This is a genomic window from Streptomyces sp. NPDC002676 (assembly GCF_053592455.1).
On the sequence record NZ_JBSFVT010000035.1, the window covers coordinates 1 to 15,482 of the forward strand.

At 66.6% G+C, this 15,482-nt stretch carries 12 protein-coding genes and 6 pseudogenes; 9 read left to right on the plus strand and 9 right to left on the minus strand.

What is annotated here, in order from left to right; all coding sequences use genetic code 11:
* Positions 1-325: 325 nt before the first annotated feature.
* A pseudogene (locus ACWD3E_RS40920) lies at positions 326-625 on the minus strand (transposase); the annotation flags it as partial.
* 727 nt (positions 626-1,352) lie between these two features.
* Here ACWD3E_RS40920 and ACWD3E_RS40925 point away from each other — a divergent pair.
* A pseudogene (locus ACWD3E_RS40925) lies at positions 1,353-1,490 on the plus strand (site-specific integrase); the annotation flags it as partial.
* Between the two features lie 179 nt (positions 1,491-1,669).
* Here the strand turns inward: ACWD3E_RS40925 and ACWD3E_RS40930 are convergent.
* Both ACWD3E_RS40930 and ACWD3E_RS40935 read right to left on the minus strand, forming a co-directional pair.
* Positions 1,670-1,963 carry a hypothetical protein gene (locus tag ACWD3E_RS40930; RefSeq protein WP_451392553.1) on the minus strand — a complete coding sequence of 98 codons (294 nt, stop codon included), beginning with the start codon at positions 1,961-1,963 and terminating at the stop codon, positions 1,670-1,672.
* Positions 1,964-2,130: 167 nt separating this feature from the next.
* Positions 2,131-2,337 carry a hypothetical protein gene (locus tag ACWD3E_RS40935; RefSeq protein WP_451392554.1) on the minus strand — a complete coding sequence of 69 codons (207 nt, stop codon included), beginning with the start codon at positions 2,335-2,337 and terminating at the stop codon, positions 2,131-2,133.
* Positions 2,338-3,346: 1,009 nt separating this feature from the next.
* On the opposite strand from ACWD3E_RS40935, the pseudogene ACWD3E_RS40940 reads away from it, so the two are divergent.
* From ACWD3E_RS40940 to ACWD3E_RS40950, 3 genes and pseudogenes are all read left to right on the plus strand, one after another.
* A pseudogene (locus ACWD3E_RS40940) lies at positions 3,347-3,727 on the plus strand (site-specific integrase); the annotation flags it as partial.
* Between the two features lie 89 nt (positions 3,728-3,816).
* The gene (locus ACWD3E_RS40945; protein ID WP_451392555.1) at positions 3,817-4,008 is read left to right on the plus strand and encodes a hypothetical protein; all 192 of its coding nucleotides are present in this window, start codon (positions 3,817-3,819) and stop codon (positions 4,006-4,008) included.
* Between the two features lie 318 nt (positions 4,009-4,326).
* Positions 4,327-5,511, plus strand: a complete 1,185-nt coding sequence (locus ACWD3E_RS40950; RefSeq protein ID WP_451392556.1) for an IS701 family transposase — start codon at positions 4,327-4,329, stop codon at positions 5,509-5,511.
* A gap of 162 nt (positions 5,512-5,673) precedes the next feature.
* Here ACWD3E_RS40950 and ACWD3E_RS40955 read toward each other — a convergent pair whose 3' ends face one another.
* The 3 genes and pseudogenes from ACWD3E_RS40955 to ACWD3E_RS40965 form a co-directional block, all read right to left on the minus strand.
* Positions 5,674-5,946 (minus strand): hypothetical protein, encoded by a 273-nt coding sequence (locus ACWD3E_RS40955; protein ID WP_451392557.1) that lies wholly within the window; start codon positions 5,944-5,946, stop codon positions 5,674-5,676.
* 290 nt (positions 5,947-6,236) lie between these two features.
* Complete coding sequence (locus tag ACWD3E_RS40960; protein WP_451392558.1) at positions 6,237-6,881, minus strand: hypothetical protein; 645 nt, start codon at positions 6,879-6,881, stop codon at positions 6,237-6,239.
* A 489-nt stretch (positions 6,882-7,370) separates the two neighbouring features.
* A pseudogene (locus tag ACWD3E_RS40965) lies at positions 7,371-7,613 on the minus strand (alpha/beta fold hydrolase); the annotation flags it as partial.
* A gap of 72 nt (positions 7,614-7,685) precedes the next feature.
* On the opposite strand from ACWD3E_RS40965, the pseudogene ACWD3E_RS40970 reads away from it, so the two are divergent.
* Positions 7,686-8,459: pseudogene (locus ACWD3E_RS40970) on the plus strand (integrase core domain-containing protein); the annotation flags it as partial.
* A 103-nt stretch (positions 8,460-8,562) separates the two neighbouring features.
* On the opposite strand, the gene ACWD3E_RS40975 reads toward ACWD3E_RS40970, so the two are convergent.
* The 3 genes and pseudogenes from ACWD3E_RS40975 to ACWD3E_RS40985 form a co-directional block, all read right to left on the minus strand.
* Positions 8,563-8,865 (minus strand): hypothetical protein, encoded by a 303-nt coding sequence (locus ACWD3E_RS40975; protein ID WP_451392559.1) that lies wholly within the window; start codon positions 8,863-8,865, stop codon positions 8,563-8,565.
* A gap of 81 nt (positions 8,866-8,946) precedes the next feature.
* Positions 8,947-9,807, minus strand: coding sequence for an ETEC_3214 domain-containing protein (locus ACWD3E_RS40980; protein ID WP_451392572.1), 861 nt, complete (start codon positions 9,805-9,807; stop codon positions 8,947-8,949).
* Between the two features lie 69 nt (positions 9,808-9,876).
* A pseudogene (locus tag ACWD3E_RS40985) lies at positions 9,877-10,157 on the minus strand (IS481 family transposase); the annotation flags it as partial.
* Between the two features lie 192 nt (positions 10,158-10,349).
* Between ACWD3E_RS40985 and ACWD3E_RS40990 the strand changes: the two are divergent.
* Genes ACWD3E_RS40990 through ACWD3E_RS41005 form a run of 4 tightly spaced genes read left to right on the plus strand, consistent with a single transcriptional unit; the run spans position 10,350 to position 15,479 of the window.
* Positions 10,350-11,642, plus strand: a complete 1,293-nt coding sequence (locus ACWD3E_RS40990; protein ID WP_451392560.1) for a helix-turn-helix domain-containing protein — start codon at positions 10,350-10,352, stop codon at positions 11,640-11,642.
* Between the two features lie 14 nt (positions 11,643-11,656).
* The gene (locus ACWD3E_RS40995; RefSeq protein ID WP_451392561.1) at positions 11,657-12,409 is read left to right on the plus strand and encodes a toll/interleukin-1 receptor domain-containing protein; all 753 of its coding nucleotides are present in this window, start codon (positions 11,657-11,659) and stop codon (positions 12,407-12,409) included.
* Positions 12,406-14,406, plus strand: coding sequence for a hypothetical protein (locus ACWD3E_RS41000; RefSeq protein WP_451392562.1), 2,001 nt, complete (start codon positions 12,406-12,408; stop codon positions 14,404-14,406). Before ACWD3E_RS40995 ends, ACWD3E_RS41000 begins: the two co-directional genes overlap by 4 nt.
* Positions 14,403-15,479, plus strand: coding sequence for a hypothetical protein (locus ACWD3E_RS41005; RefSeq protein WP_451392563.1), 1,077 nt, complete (start codon positions 14,403-14,405; stop codon positions 15,477-15,479). Before ACWD3E_RS41000 ends, ACWD3E_RS41005 begins: the two co-directional genes overlap by 4 nt.
* Positions 15,480-15,482 lie beyond the last annotated feature (3 nt).

Here is a 15,482-nt window from a genome sequence, read left to right on the forward strand (position 1 = left end):
ACCGAAGAACGCCTGGCCCCAAAAGCTCCCGGGCCAGCCTCACCTTCTACCAAGTCCTCGACGCCTTGCAGAACACCCTGAGGTGCTGGACCGGCGTCTGCACCACCTGCCACCGGCCCCTGCCCAGCAGAACCCCCAAGACACCAAGATCGAGAAGAACCTAACGGAGTCCTACTCGGCGAGGGCCACGTAATGCGCGTCGTAGACGGAGAGGTTGTTCGACAGCTCGCGTACGCGCTGCCACAGGACCAGTGTTGGGTGCAGGCCGAGAGCGAGGGCCTGGTAGTCGGTGATCGCCTTGAGGTGCGCACTGGGTCTCCTTCGCGAAGAAAGCCGTGGCTCGCTTGAGAATCTCCACGTCCTCCCGCAGCCGGCGGTTCTCCCGCCGCAACGCGGCCAGTTCCTCGCGTTCGCTGCTGGTCAGCCCGTCGCGCTGACCCGCCTCGACCTCGGCCTGCTTCACCCAGTCACGCACCGCGGTCTCGGTCAGGTCGAAGTCCTTGGCGACCTGACCGACCGAGCGGTCACCGCGCTGGCACAGCTCGACGATCTCGGCCTTGAACTCCGGCGTGAACGAACGGCGAGGGCGCGGCTTCTTCTTCCCCATGCTCTCCATGATGGACATCCTTCCGGGGCAGAACCCCTGATCTCGGATGTCCGTCAAAGCGGATCAAGCCCAGTCCGCGCCTGTTCGTGTCAGACGTTGATGTCAGCTGTGGAGCGCGGGCTTGACACGATCGTCGCAGTCCGGTCGGCGAATCACCTACTGTTGCTCGCGCCTGCGCGCTTCCTGGCGGTCCCGGGCCTGATCATTGTCGTCCTTGATGGTCTGGATCTCTCTCCAGACACGGCGCGCGAAGCAACAAGCAAGTATTGCGATGCACACTCATCCGATCACCAACGAAACAAATGAAGTTGTGTCGCGAAGGGCCACCCACGCCTCGATGCCCAGGAAGATGACTCCGAACTGGGCAAGCCGCCGCTTCACAGGCCTCCTCCACGGTCAGTCTCCTGTCGGAGACCGAGGATGTACATGCTCGCAGGTCGTGCTCCGATGAGAAACCCTCAGACGCTCCCAGCGGACCTCCACCCACCGCTCCCTCAGCTCCCATCCCGTACGCCATGGGCCGCGTCTGCTCGGCTCTGCCTGGGCCGATGGCGTACGGGATGGAAACACCCCGCGCACGCCACAACGGACCCGCGGGTGGAAACGGCGCCCCCCTCCATCCCGGTGTCGGCCGATCCCCCGCCGGAGGCATTGCCTTGGCCGTAGACCGCGCGATGTGGTGATCGACTCATGGCCACCGGCCCTATCCATGTGGGCGCGCATCAGCGCAGCGTGCGCGGAGCGGGAGGCCCTTGCCGAGTACCTCGGGCACTCCGACCCGGGACTGACGCTGAAGGTGTGCGCACACCTCATGCCGAGCAGCCGGGACCGGGCCAGGAAGGCTCTCGGGAGGGCACTCCGGCCGCAGGACCCAGAGGGCTGAGGGCTGAGTTCTCGTCGGAGGACCTCAGCCGGGTCGTTCATGGCGGGATCATGCCAGAAGGGCACCGACGTCGCCCCTGGCCGACGACAGCTCCCTTGACATGCCGGTTCGCCAGAAGTTCAGGCGTAGTGGTCACGGATGAGCGTGGTTCACCCTCGCAGTCACAGGCGCAGGACTCGCTAACTGCGAGCTGCCCTGATGCCGTTGATCAAGTTGATGACCACGCCCAGGACCAGGAGCCAGCCAAAGAAGAGATAGCCCCGGCCCGCCACCCGCTTGCCCTTGCTGGGCGGCGCTTCGGGGAGCAGCACATTGGCCACACGTACAGGCTTGCCCGGGTTGATGATGCTGCGCCCTGTTCGGCGCTGATGACGACCAACCGCAATGAGCGTCACTGCCACAACAAGACAGAACGCTGCTGTTTGGAAGTACGTTTCAGGAGACGACAGTTGCGCCGCCGCATACCAGTGCATCAGGTATTTCCCCCTCCAAGATCCGAACGCGCGAGTGATTCCCCCATGAGGCACCGCAACGCGTCAACTAGCCGACCGCTGTGACTGGTCGAGATAGATGTCACCTGGTCGCTTGTTCAGTGACGCGGGCCTTGCGTGAGCTGCTCGGGGCCACCGCACGCCCGGGGCTACATCTTGTGCACCTCGACCGAGAAGCCGCGGGCGAGGACGCTGTCGAGGTGTTCGGCGTGTGCGCCGAGCCACTGCTCGGTAGGAATGCCGGGGGTGCTGATCCCGAGGAGTACGTAGTCGTCGGCGTCGGCGGTGCTCTGGCCGCAGATGCAGCACAAGAGGCGCTGGAACATGGTGTCGGCGGGGCTTGTGGCGCTGGGCATGAGCGGCAGGGTAGTGAGCGTGTGCCGCTCGGCGTGGGGATTTTCACCGGTGGCGCCGCCGTCACGGCTGCTTCGGCGCTTCGCGTTTGACACCCCCGCAGGCCAGTAGCTGCGTCGCGTCCGCATTGAGGAACAGCGTGAAGGCGATGGACCTGTTTGTGATGCACCGGTGCGCACCGGCTCGTCGCCGTGCTGCCTGAGGATCTGAATGGATTCGTCGAGCCGAGCGCCGTGTGTCCGTGTCTTTCGATGCTCCTCAGGCGTCCCCGGAAGACGCCGACATGCCGTGAAGCGGGGACCAGTCCGTCCCAGACGATGACTTCGGCGCCAGCGGCGATGGCGTCGCGTGCTGCGCTGCAGGCGCTTGTCTGGTCGGTGAGCATTGCGGCGATGTCGGGCGGGGGCGGGTGTTCGTCCTCGGTAGTCATGCGGTGACTGTAGGAACCAGCCTCGTGCATTGCCACGGGGTTCCGCTCCGGCCGACGTTGGCCCCGGGCTCGCGCGAGCTGCCCAGGGGCGCCGCACGTCCAGGTGTTCGCCGACGTCGTTACCGGCACGTGCGTCTACAGCAGCAGCAAGTTGAACGACTTGCCGGCGGGCGGTGGCCTCTACAACTGGGGTTTCTGACCGCCCGGTGGAGTCTCTTCGTGTAATGGAATCGCAGCCCGCTGGGTGACAACCGGGATGAAAAGTCGGAGCAGGTGACAACAACCCCGACCATCTAGTGACAAGAATCGCGACCACTGCACCACTGAAGCCGAGGTCGACCGCCGAATCGGTGACATCTATCTCGACCAGTCACAACCGCTTTGGCCTGTGGCTTCCTGCCGAAACCGTGACCGGCTCCATCCCCCACCACTCACCCCAGCTCCCATCCCGTCCGTCGTCGGCCCACACACCGTGGAGCGGGCGTGGTTCCTGGCGTCCAGGTGGAGCGCGCCACTGTACGAACGACCTGGACGCCAGGGGCCACGTCTACTCGGCTCTGCCTGGGTCGTCGGCGAACGGGAGCCGCCGCAGTCGCATGCTGCCGATGCCCCCGCTGTTCATCGCGCCGCTGCGCCGGCATCCGCTGCGGCAGCGGGACGCGTTCGTGCGCACGGGCGTCGCGTGGTCTGAGACCGGCTACGTCTAGGCCACGCCGAACGGTCGGCCGGTCGAGCCGCGGAACGTCTACGAGCTGCGGGTGGTCCGGCTGCACGACGCGCGGCACGGCTGCGTCACGCTGCTGACGGCGGCCGGCGTCGCGCCGCGGGTCATCATGGAGATCTTGGGGAACAGCCAGATCAGCATCACGATGGACGTGTACATGCACGTCGTGCACGACACGCAGCGGGGGGCGATCAGCCATATGGACCGGCTACTCAAGCGCCGTCCGCCAGCCGCCTGAGAGACTGCTGGCGAGTTGTCGCCGACCCGGGGGTGGGGATGTTCATAGCCGTGGTTCTGGTGCTGGCTATCCTGGCCATGGTTTGGGCTGTGCTGGGGGTGCATGCACTGCTGCTCGGCCGGATGCCTGGCCGATGGCTCCCCCAGCTGGTGCGGCAGCCCAGACTGTGGGGTGCCGGCGCCCTGCTCATGCTGGTGAGCTGGAACGTCCGCTCCCCGTCGCTACTCGCGGTCGGCGTCGGGCTCGTCGCGTTGGGACACGTCGTGAAGCCCGCGCGTTGATCGGCTCGCCTGCTGAGAGGCGACTGCCGTCAACTGCTGCCGTCAAAACGGCCCGGACCATGATCGGTCCGGGCCGTTCTGCCTGGTGCCCCCGGCAGGATTCGAACCTGCGACACCCGCTTTAGGAGAGAAGCTGGGGCGTCCTGCAGGTGACCTGCGCTTCTTTCGAGTGCGCTGATAGACACGGAGACGTCCGCCAGCCACCTCTGTTGACCGTGACAGACCGCTGGATCTGGCACGACTGTGGCACGCGGTGGCGGGCTAGTACTGCAACGGTGCTTGCCGTGACTGCTGGCCAGCTCGGTCGTTGGTCTGGTTATGGGTGGGGACCTTGCTGATGTCAGATTGTGGGCGAGTGAGCTCGAGGCGGTGCATGAGCGGTTCGTGCACCGGTTCGGCCGGGAGGAGCCGCGCCAGTCGGCGCTGGCCTATATGCGGGGGCTGGTTGCTCCGCTGGAGCGGAAGAACGGCTGGACGCTGGCGGAGGAGGCCGGGCATGCCGGTCCCGACCGCATCCACCGGCTGCTGAACCGGATCGAGTGGGACGCCGATGAGGTTCTGGACGACGTGCGTGACTATGTCGTCGAGAACCTCGGTGACCGGGCTGCCGTCCTGATCGTCGATGACACCGGCTTTCTGAAGAAGGGTGTCCGTTCCGCCGGGGTCCAGCGGCAGTACTCGGGCACCGCGGGACGCACCGAGAACTCCCAGATCGGGGTCTTCCTCGCCTATGCAACCGGCCGCGGACGCACGCTGATCGACCGGCGGCTGTATCTGCCCACGTCCTGGACCGATGACCGCGAGCGATGCCGACGCGCAGGCATCGACGACAGTGTCGCCTTCGAGACGAAAGTGGCGATGGCCAAGACGATGGTCCGCCGGGCCATCGCCGACCGGATCCCGTTCGGGTGGGTGACGGCGGACGCCGCCTATGGCTTCAGCAAGGGCTGGCGGTCCGAGCTGGAGCAGGCGGACGTCTTCCACGTCATGGCCACCACACGGCACGACACCGTCGTCACCCGCTGGTCCATCGACCACCCCGTCCACGACCTGTTCCCCGGACTGCCCCGGCAGAAGTGGAAACGCCGTTCCTGCGGCGAGGGAGCCCACGGCCGGCGGATTTACGGCTGGGCCCGCGTCGAGGTGAGGCCCTGGCACCGCGAGGACCGCCGGCACTGGGTCCTCGCCCGCCGCAGCGTGAGCAGGCCCGAGGAGGTCTCGTACTACATCGCCTACTGTCCCGCCGGCACCACGCTGGACGAGCTGATCCGGATCGCGGGCAGCCGCTGGGCCGTGGAGGAGTGCTTCCAGACGGCCAAGCAGGAATGCGGCCTGGACGACTACCAGGTCCGCCGCTATCCCGGCTGGCACCGCCACATGACCCTGGCCATGGCCGCCCACGCCTGCCTCACCGTCCTGCGAGCCCGCCAGCTGGACACGGAGAAAGCAGAAACGGATCCTCCCAGCTCATCCACCTCAGCCTCGCCGAAATCCGACGACTGATCACCCGCCTCACCGACCGCCGCCCCACCCCAGTCGGCCACATCCTGCACTGGTCGACATGGCGCCGCCGACGCCAGCACCAGGCCCGCATCAGCCACTACAAACGACGCGGACACAGCCCCTGAGAACTGCCCAGCACTCAGAACAAACACCGTTGCAGTACTAGCTGTCGTCCTGGTCCTCCAGTCCGAAGTTCTCCGGCAGGTCCATTAGGGAGGCCCGTCTGTCGGGCCGTGGCTCATGCTGCGCTGCTTCCCTGAAGAGTGCTGCCAGCCTCAGACGGTCGGCCGGTGGAAGCTGGTCGAACGCGTAGGCGAGATCCTCAAACCATCCTGAGGCGAGACCCGGGTCCACCTCTTCGTCGCTCGTCATATCGATGCTGGTGATCAGCTGGGCCATCGCGGTGGCGAGCGTGGTCAACAGCCTGTCGTTCATGGTCCTGCCCTCCTGCGGGTCGACAGAGCGCAGCGTACAGAGGCGCTGGCGTGGGCAGTTGGGAGAGCGCTTAGCTTGGGAAGCTGCGGTCATTTGCAGCTGGGTCGGGTGCTGACCTGGGTGAACAGTGGGATTGCGGCTTCGTCGGCGATGTCAGCTTCCACCGGGGTTCCCCGCTGCTCCCCGCTCGATCCGGTGCGCTTGCGGTGCGGCAGCGGGACACGTCCGTCAGCGGAACCTCCCTGCCTGTCCATACTGACTGATCGGCATCATTGTCGGGGCAGCAGCCTTCAGCTCGCGTTGGTGGCCAGCCGGGCGCGCCACTCCTGCAGGAGCTTCATGGGCAGGTCGTTGAGGTTCTCGTGAACGCCGTAGACGGTGTTCCGCTCGACGGCGATCTCCTCGTCGAGGAGATCGAGGGCCTTTTGGTAGTCACCATTGCGCTCCAGCGCCCTGATCAGGGTGGTGCGGACGTGGCGGGTGGCTTTGTGCCGGCTGGGGCCGAGAGCCTGCGACTCGGCCAACAGGGCGGTCAGCTGCCGGATCCCCTCGGGTGCGTCGCCGTTCTCGCACAGGTACTCGGCAAGAACCCGCCGCGCATCGTGTGTGTCCTCGTGCTCGGGGCTGTACATCCGGGTCAGGTCCTCGACGAGGAGCCGCGCCTCGGAGACGGCTCCGTCCATGGCACCGGCGACACTGCGGCGCCAGGCCAGGCTGCGGCGCGCGGTCAGGGTGTCGGTGTGGTCCGGCCCGAACTCCGCCGTGCGGGCGGCGACCTCCTCCTGCGCCATCCGTACGGCGCCGCCTGTGTGGCCGGCGTTCATCAGCCAGGTCTGCATCGTCCGGCGGGCGATGACGGTGTCCGGGTGCCAGAGGCCGAGCTTGGCGGTCAGATACGCCAGGCTCTTCTCAGCCCTCGCCCAGGTCAGTGTCATGGGCCGGTCGAAGTGCCCAAAGCGTCGATTGATCCACCAAATGCGCCATGTACGCCGGCCCATCCCTGTCCCCTCCTCTGTCCGGACTGCGGGATCAGAACACTCCCCCGCTGTCCACCCACGTCCCCTCGTACTCCTTGCGCAGGTTGTACGTTCGGTCCGGCGCAATGGCCACAAGGCGCCCCACCCCCTGTACCAGGGCACCGCGATTATCAGCCCCAGCACCAGGCACCTGAAAGTGGCAAACCCGAACCATCCGGCATCGCCGGTTGGGGGGTCTCCGCGTAGGAACACCACCTGCACGGCGAATCAGAGGGCGAGCAGGAGGGTGTGTCGACGCTGGTTGCACGACGAACAGCGCACCTGCCTCAGAGAGGTATCCCCGCAGCGGAGGACTGCGGGGTGCTGAGTGCACCGTCGGGATCCCCGTCCCCGGCGATCCCGACGGCGGCCTCGATCCGCAGGCCGGACGGGCGGGCCTGCGGCGGGTTACTTCCCCAGGAAGGCGAGAAGCGCGGTGTTGACCTCCTCGGCGTGGGTCCACAGCAGACCGTGCGGGGCGCCCTCGATCTCCACGTAGTCGGCGGACGGCAGCGCCTTGTGGAACGGACGCGCGGTTCCCTCGACAGGCAGGATCCGGTCGCCCGTACCGTGCAGGATCAGGGCCGGCACGTCGATGGCCGGGATGTCGGCTCGGAAGTCGGTGTACCAGGTGGACGGCGCGGCGGCGGCGATGCCGGAAACCTCATCCGCCCAGGTGGGATCCGGTGTGCGGGATGTGCAGGGTCTCGAGCGCGGACGCTCGAATCGGTGCTGCGCTGGCACCGCGATCTGATCTCACGCCGGCACGCTGCGCGCTCTCGGCCCCGCCGCCTGGGAAGGCCGCGGACCGTGCGCTCCATCCGGCTGCTGGTGCTGCGGCTTGCCCGCGAGAACTCCCACTGGGGGTATCGCCGTATCCACGGCGAACTCCTCGTTCTGGGTGTCACTGTGGCTCCCTCCACTGTCTGGGAGATCCTCCAGGAAGCCGGGATCGACCCCGCACCCGAACGAGTTTCAAGCACGTGGGCTGACTTCCTGCGCTCCCAGGCCGACGCCCTGCTGGCGTGCGACTTCCTGGAAACGGTCACCTTGTCCGGGGCACGGCTGTACGTATTCGCGGTGATCGAGTACGCCAGCCGCCGGATCCGTCTCCTCGGCGCCACCGCGCACCCCACCGCCACGTGGGTCGCTCAAGCCGCGAAGAACCTTGTCATGGACCTCGAAGATGCTGGCTGCCGGGCCAGGTTCTTGATCCGGGACCGGGACAGGAAGTTTCCCTCCCTGTTCGACGCCGTCCTCAACGATGCAGGGATCGAGGTAGTACTCAGCGGAGTACGGATGCCGCGCATGAATTCGATCACGGAACGCTGGGTGCAGACCTGCCGACGCGAGCTCCTGGACCGCACCCTGATCTGGAACCAGCGGCACCTGCTCCACGCGCTACGCGCGTTCGAAGACTTCTACAACTCCCACCAGCCCCATCAAGGCATCGTCAACGCCCGCTCGCTGCACCCCTTGCCGATGCCGATCACCGATCTACGCCAGCGATCGGCCAGGCCATGCCGTACGCCGCGCAGCTCGTGCGCCGTGACGGCTCGGGATCGCCTCTCACAGCCGGTACGAGAGGCACAGAGCCGGCTCACCACCCGCGCTGGGCACGACCGCTGCTATCGGCCAAGCGGTCCTCCTCTTCCGGACCGGCGTCCTCCAGCCGGCGGAGATCCCAGTAGGCGGCCGCCTGGTCGGTTGTCAGCTGCGCGATCCGGTCCTTATCCGGCAGTGGCGCCTGCCGTTTGGCAGCGATCTGCCCGGTGTACCAGGCCACGACCGCCTGCACGATGTCGACCGCCTGCTGTGCACCCCGTTCCTCCAAGTCAGAGAAGTCGGGCTCGTCTGATGTGCCAGGCCCGGCAAGCCTCTTTGATCTTGAACGGGCAGCCATTGTCTCCTCCGGCCGGCAGTCCTCGGCACCACCGTCACCGGTCTTGCAGGGCGCTCTGCTTCTTCTCCCAGCGGCGGTAGTTCAGGCGCCAGCGCCACTCCCGGATACGCCGGTGAGCGCGGCTGATCCGGCTGTCAAGCACGTGGAACTCAGGATCGGCCAAGCGGACCAAGTCCTGGTCGACTCCCAAAGAGATGCCGAAGAAGCTGCCATCCTGGAGTTCCTCGTACTGCGCCGTACTACTGACGACGACGGGGTGTTGATCGGTGCGTTCGCCCGGTAGGCGTCTCGGCTCTCGGACAGTAGCCGGGTGCGGGAGTCGTCCTCGTCGTCGAACCAGTCGAGGGAAAGAGGGACGGCGTTGTATCCGATGTCGTTGACTCCGACGTACCACCAGCGGTAGCCGCCGGGGTTGCCGAAGTAGTGGCTCTCCAGGTATCCGAACCGGCGGTTGCCAAGCCAAGCCCGGTGCTCGCCAGTGTCGTTGAGGACTGCGAAAACGGTCTTCCCCAGTCGGATCTGCGTCTGGTCTATCAGCACACGAGGCCGGAACCACCAGCTGGTCGTGGTGATCCCGTACATGACCACAACGTCGCCCTCGGACCCCGTCACCAGGTACCCGAGCCGTGACAGGGGCCAGGTTCGGACGGTGATCTCGACCATTCTGTCCTTGTCGTCTGCTTCTTCGAGCTCAGCGGCGGTGAGACGGGTGCATTCCATCGTCGACTGCCACTTCGGCGCGCCAAGCAAGGACTCGACATAGTCATGCCGGACTCTGGGGGCGATCTTGCGTAGGCGGGTGGTGAGGTGGCGCCTACGGCCGATAGTGCGGCGCCACCCCTCGGTGATCGTTTTGACAAGGGTCCAGCTGGCGACGAGCACTCCCGCCAGCGTCCAGATGTTGAGCGTGGTGCTGTACCAGGGTTCGGGATCGGGCTTCATCGCTGAAGGATGCCGTACGCGCGTCCGGCAGGCAGCAGGCGGGCTGGCTGGCTCGGGTACATCTCGATCTTCCCGGGGCACGATGTGGTAGTTCTGCCTCAGAAAGATGATCTTCCCGACCACCTCGACTTGGGTCGTGTTCGGGGAGGTCTTCGCTGCCCTGGAACGGGGGCACAGGCCCTCGACGCCCTCGGCCGGTAGCGGTGGTACGAGGCGTAGTACGCCTGCCGGCCGAAGTGCCGGCAGGACAGCGTGACGTTCCCGGTGACCTCTTCAACAACACGTATGACGGCCAGGCGCCGCGTGGCCTCACGGTCAAGCGGCGGGGTGGTGGGGCTGGACTTCGGCATGTGGATCTCCGTAGTGATCGGAGACCCGGGTGTCAACGATGATCGTGACTTTTAGAGCGGCACGTGCGACGTCCCATCTGCGGGAAAGGAAACGGGAAACAGCGACGTTCGCCTTGTCCGTCCGGCCGGGGTTGCCGCACTCTTTCCTGCGGCAACCCCGTTCGCCTGGATGGATGGTTATGGAGGTTTTCCGTGCCGCAGCCGTCCACCGACTTCGGCGAGGAGCTGAGGCAACGGCGTTTGGACGCCGGTCTCAGTCTCACCGCGCTGTCTATCGCCGTGCACTACAGCAAGGCACATCTGAGCAAGGTCGAACGAGGTATCAAGGCGCCCAGCCGCGATCTCGCCCGACTGTGCGACGCCGCCCTGCAAGCTGGCGGAGCACTGATCGCCCTGGTCGCCAAGCCCGCTTCCGGCGCGCTGGACACAGCAGTGATCAGCGGGATCGACGAGGAGGAGTGGAAGATGCAGCTGTCACCGGACGGTTCGAGCTGGTTCCAGCCCGTGGGCCGGCGACAGGTCGTGAGCGTCGGCGCCGCCTCGCTGATGAATTGGCGTACGGGTGGCCAAGGACCAGTCTCCTCGGCTGCCGCGGGCGGCATGCTCGAGGCGTCCCGCTCGCTGTTCACGCACTACCGTCGGCTCGGTCAGAGCGTAGAACCCGGATTCCTGCTGCCGGGCCTGATCGCGCAGACGCACACGTTGCGAGAACTATCTGTGCATGCGGACTCGCGCGCCCGCCCGCAGTTGCTGGAACTCGGCTCCCGGTACGCCGAATACGTCGGGTGGCTGATACAGGAGACCGGAGACGAGCAGGCGGCGCTGTGGTGGACCCAGCGCGCGGTGGATCTCGCGGCTGCAGCCGGTGACCGCGCGCTGGCGGGATATGCGCTTGTCCGCCGAGCGCTGGTCACGCTGTACCAGGAGGACGCGGAGCAGACAGTCGCCCTTGCGCAGCGCGCGCAGAGCAGCACGCTCCCGCCGCGAATTCGGGGGTTGGCTGCGCAGCGGGAGGCGCAGGGGCATGCGCTCGCTGGCGATCGCGACGCATGCCTTCGCGCCCTGGACCGGGCCCGGCCACTGCTGACCCGTCAGGAAAACGATGCCGACGCACCGGTGATCGGCAGCATGCACCTGCCCGACTCGGTCGGGATGGTCACCGGGTGGTGCCTGTTCGACCTCGGCCGCCCGCGGGAGGCAGCAGAGGAGCTGACCCGGCAACTCGCACGGGTCTCCCCCGAGGCGGTGCGCACACAGGTGCGGTACGGCGTACGTCGAGCGCTGGCCTACGCGACGGACGGTGAGATGGAGCAGGCCTGCGCGTTGACGGCACCGCTACTCGACGCGGTGGCGGCGATTCGGTCGGCGACCGTCGCGATCGATCTCCGGAGTCTCGCTCGCGTGCTGCGCCGCTATTCCGATCACCCCTCGGTACGCCGCGTGGCCGCACAGCTCGGCCACTTATCGCACATTCCGACTTCCTGAAAAGAGGCATGGCCATGGCCGATGTGTTCATCAACTACCGGACTGGGGACGGCGACAAGACCGCCGCGCTCATCGACCACGAGCTGTCGCGCCGCTTCGGCCGGGAACGCGCCTTCCGTGCCTCCAAGTCCATCGCCCCGGGCAGTGCCTACCCCGACGCCCTCTTGGCCGGTCTGCGACGCAGCTCTGTGCTGCTGGCGATCATCGGGCCGGACTGGACGAACTTCCGGTCCCGGTTGCAAGACCCGGAGGACTGGGTACGCAAAGAGATCTTGGAAGCGTTCGCCAGCGGTATCCCGGTCGTCCCTGTACTGGACGGCCGGAAAACGGACCGACTGAACAAAGCCAACCTGCCGAACGAGTTGGCGCGACTGGCCGACCTCCAGTCCGTACCGTTGGACGGTCACGACACTGAGACAAGTCTGAAGCGCCTCGGCGACCTGGTGGCCGAGATAGCCGGGCTGCACGACCTGGACCGGGATGCCGCGCCCTCGCCCACACACGGCTCTGTGACCAACTCGACCGGAGACGTGCACGGAACGGCCGTGCAGAGCCGAGACTTCACCGGAGACGTCGGCGGGACCGTCATCAAGGGCTCCAACGGGCCCGTGCACACGGGGCAGGGCGATATCTACCAGAACTCGCGACACGTTTCGGGTGGACGGCACTTCTCCGGCGATGGGATGACGTACTACGAGGGCGACCATCACGGAGACAACCGGCACCGCTTCGGTGATGCCCACCGGCGCGAGGGCGACGACGCGTGAGCAAGCCGCACAGCACATGGATCGACAACCCCCGCGGTCCCATGCACACCGGCAGCGGCGACATGTACTTCACCGTCGGCGCTCAGCTGCACGAGGCGGACCGATCCGCCTTCCGGTGTGTCGCCGACGACCAGCTCACGTGGCTGCGCAGAGTGTTGGTGGCCCCGGCCGGCATGGGAGAAGCCCGCCACAAGCTGGCCGGCACCGGCACCGTCATCCTCGACGGCGCCCCGGGAAGTGGTCGTGCCTCCGCGGCCCGTGTACTCCTGCGCGAGCATCACCAGGACGCCGGCATCCTTCACGAACTTCTGCCGGACGAGGAGGACGAGCTGTCCCTAAGGGACCCGGATCTCGTCGGTGCCGGCGACCGGCTGCTGCTGGACCTGTCGGCCGCCGACTACCGCCTTTGGGCCACAGCCCGGACGGACCTCTCCGCTCTCCGCAAGGCCGTGCACGAACAGCACGCCCATCTTGTGGTGGTCATGCCGCACGGGAGCATCCTCGACTCAGACCTGCAGCCATACCGGGTCGAGATCGAACGCCCACCCGACCTGGAGGTTTTCCGGCGACACCTTCGTGTCCATGATCTTCCGTGCGAACAGTACCTGCGGTCTGATCCGACCGTCAGAGAGTTTCTGTACGAGCAGCGGCCGATGCGAGAGATCGCGACGTTCGCCGACCTGGTACGCCGCGCCCGCGAGGCAGCTAGTGCCGACGACGGATTCGCGGAGTGGTGCGCAATAGCTCGCAGAGCGCGGGACGATCGGCGCAAGGAGATCGCCGCGTTTGTCACCGGGTTACGCGAGGGCCCGCAGCGGGCCTTGCTGATCACCCTCGCCATGCTGAACGGTGCCCACTCCGACATCATCCACCAAGCGACCCGGCTCTTGCTCAACACCCTCAAGCACCCACCGGACGAAATCCCCCTACTCCAGCGCAAGGACCTCGCCGAGCGAGTGGGAGAGATTTCAGCCAGTACCGGCCCGGACGGCCACGTACGCTTCACGGAACTCGACTACGACGCCGCGATCCGCGCCCACTTCTGGGACCACATGCCCGAACTGCGGCAGTACCTCGGCACCTGGACCGCACGCAGCGTGGACCTGAACGACCCGCATCTCACCCGAGGCCTCCGTGACGGGCTGGTGGCGAAGCTGGCCGCGCAGTATCTGCGGACCGGACGCGACGAAGGCCTGGCCTCCCTGGCCGAGGGCTGGAGCACAACGAACCCGAGCCGGGCACGCCTAGAGGCCGCCGTCCATGCGCTCACCTGCGGTCTCAACGACCCTGCACACGCCAGGAGCTTTCGCCAACGGATCTACCAGTGGTGTGCCAACAAGCAGCTCAACGGGGAGTTCACACAAGTCCTCGTCCGAGTCTGCGGGGATGTCATCGCCTCTAGCCACCCTGATCAGGCCCTGATCCGGTTGTACCACCTGGCTCGGCGAGAACGAGGCACCGCCCACGCCGTGAAGGAACTGTGCGACCTGGCGGCCACGAGCGCCCGGCTACGGCGGCGTTTGCTGGACCGCCTGGCGCGCTCTGGCCTCTCGCCCGCCGAACTCCGCATCTTCCTGCAAGCCTGTGACCCGGTACCGCTGATCGCCCCATATGACAACTCGCGGTCCCTGGTGGAGGAGAGCGGGGTACAGAACTCCGTGACCACGTGCTGGCGAACGGTGCTTCACGGGCTGCCGCGTGCGACGTGGCAGCCGTACGCAGAACGCTGGCTGCACACGGCGACCGACTCAGAACACCGCGGTGAGCTCCTGCTGGACCTCATCGTCGGCGCGGCCGACCAGTGTGGCGACAGGCGCGGCGCAACCTTTGCCGAACTGTACGCAAGCGCCCGCAGCGCCGAGTCCACCGCCCCCGACGGAGCCGCCCGAGCCGCCGCAACCACCGAACGGCTGTTACAGAAAATCTCCGCGGCCCAGGGCCTCGGCCTGTACGACACGCAACCGCCAACAGCATCACCCAGGGGGACCACACCGTGACGACCGGCAGCAAGACGACAACCGTCTTCCTCACCATCCTGTGCGGCCTGCTGCTGACCATTCTCGGTCTGACGCAGCACTGGCCTGCGTTCGCATGGCCCGCACTGGCCGTGCTCCTCGTCGGAATTCCGGCAGTTGCCTTCAAGATCGCCGCGGCACGGCGCGGGCGCTTCCCCGTCGACGTCCTGGAACAGCACACTGCTCCCCCCGTCGAACGCAGAGAGCACCACGTCAGGCAGGTGGCCCTGCCCAGCAACTGGACCGACTACGACTTCCTATTCTCGGCAACTGTGCGCTGGTACCCCGTCGAGGCATCCGGCAACGACCCCCTCCTCAATCCCGCGGGCCTCGCAGTCGAAGCAGTCCTGGACCGAGCCCGCCTGATCACCGAGCAGCGGGAGCCAGGCCGCCCGTCCCTCGTCCAACACGAACTGAGCGGTGCGCTCAGCCGGATGCACCCGGACCCAACCGGGCACCTTCACGTCATGGCGGAGGACATCGCACTCATCCTGCGCGAACACGACCAGGAACGGCTCGACCGGCTCGCCGAAGTACGCAAGGACAAGGCGGTATGGGAACACCAACGGAAGTACGAGCAGAGCAAACGCCAATACCTGAGCGAAGATGTACTGAAGGACACTGGCAGCGCAGTCGTCTGGTGGCTCGCCAAAAACGACGATCATGTGGAGAAGACCGTCGCGGACCTCGGTCTGCTCGCCCAGCTCACATCTGCCGCCAACGACACCGACGTGCCCGTACGGCTGCGTGATCTCATACCCCAGCCGCACGACGAACGACCCGGTCACGACCTGCCGCAGGCATCGGCTCCTCTGTTCGAACAAGAGCCGACCGCCGCGGACCACTTCGAGGCCTTCCTCAACAGCATGGGTGTCACGGACGGGGACATCCGGCGGGCAATGCTGGTCAAGCAGATCGCCGACGTCATCAAGACACAGGACCAGTACGAGACAGCCGAAGTCCTGCTGCGCAGGTTCGACCCGCCGGCCAGTTTCACGCCGGACGTCGGTGAGCCGTCCGCCTCCGCACACGACACGACCCATGAGACGCCCTGAGCC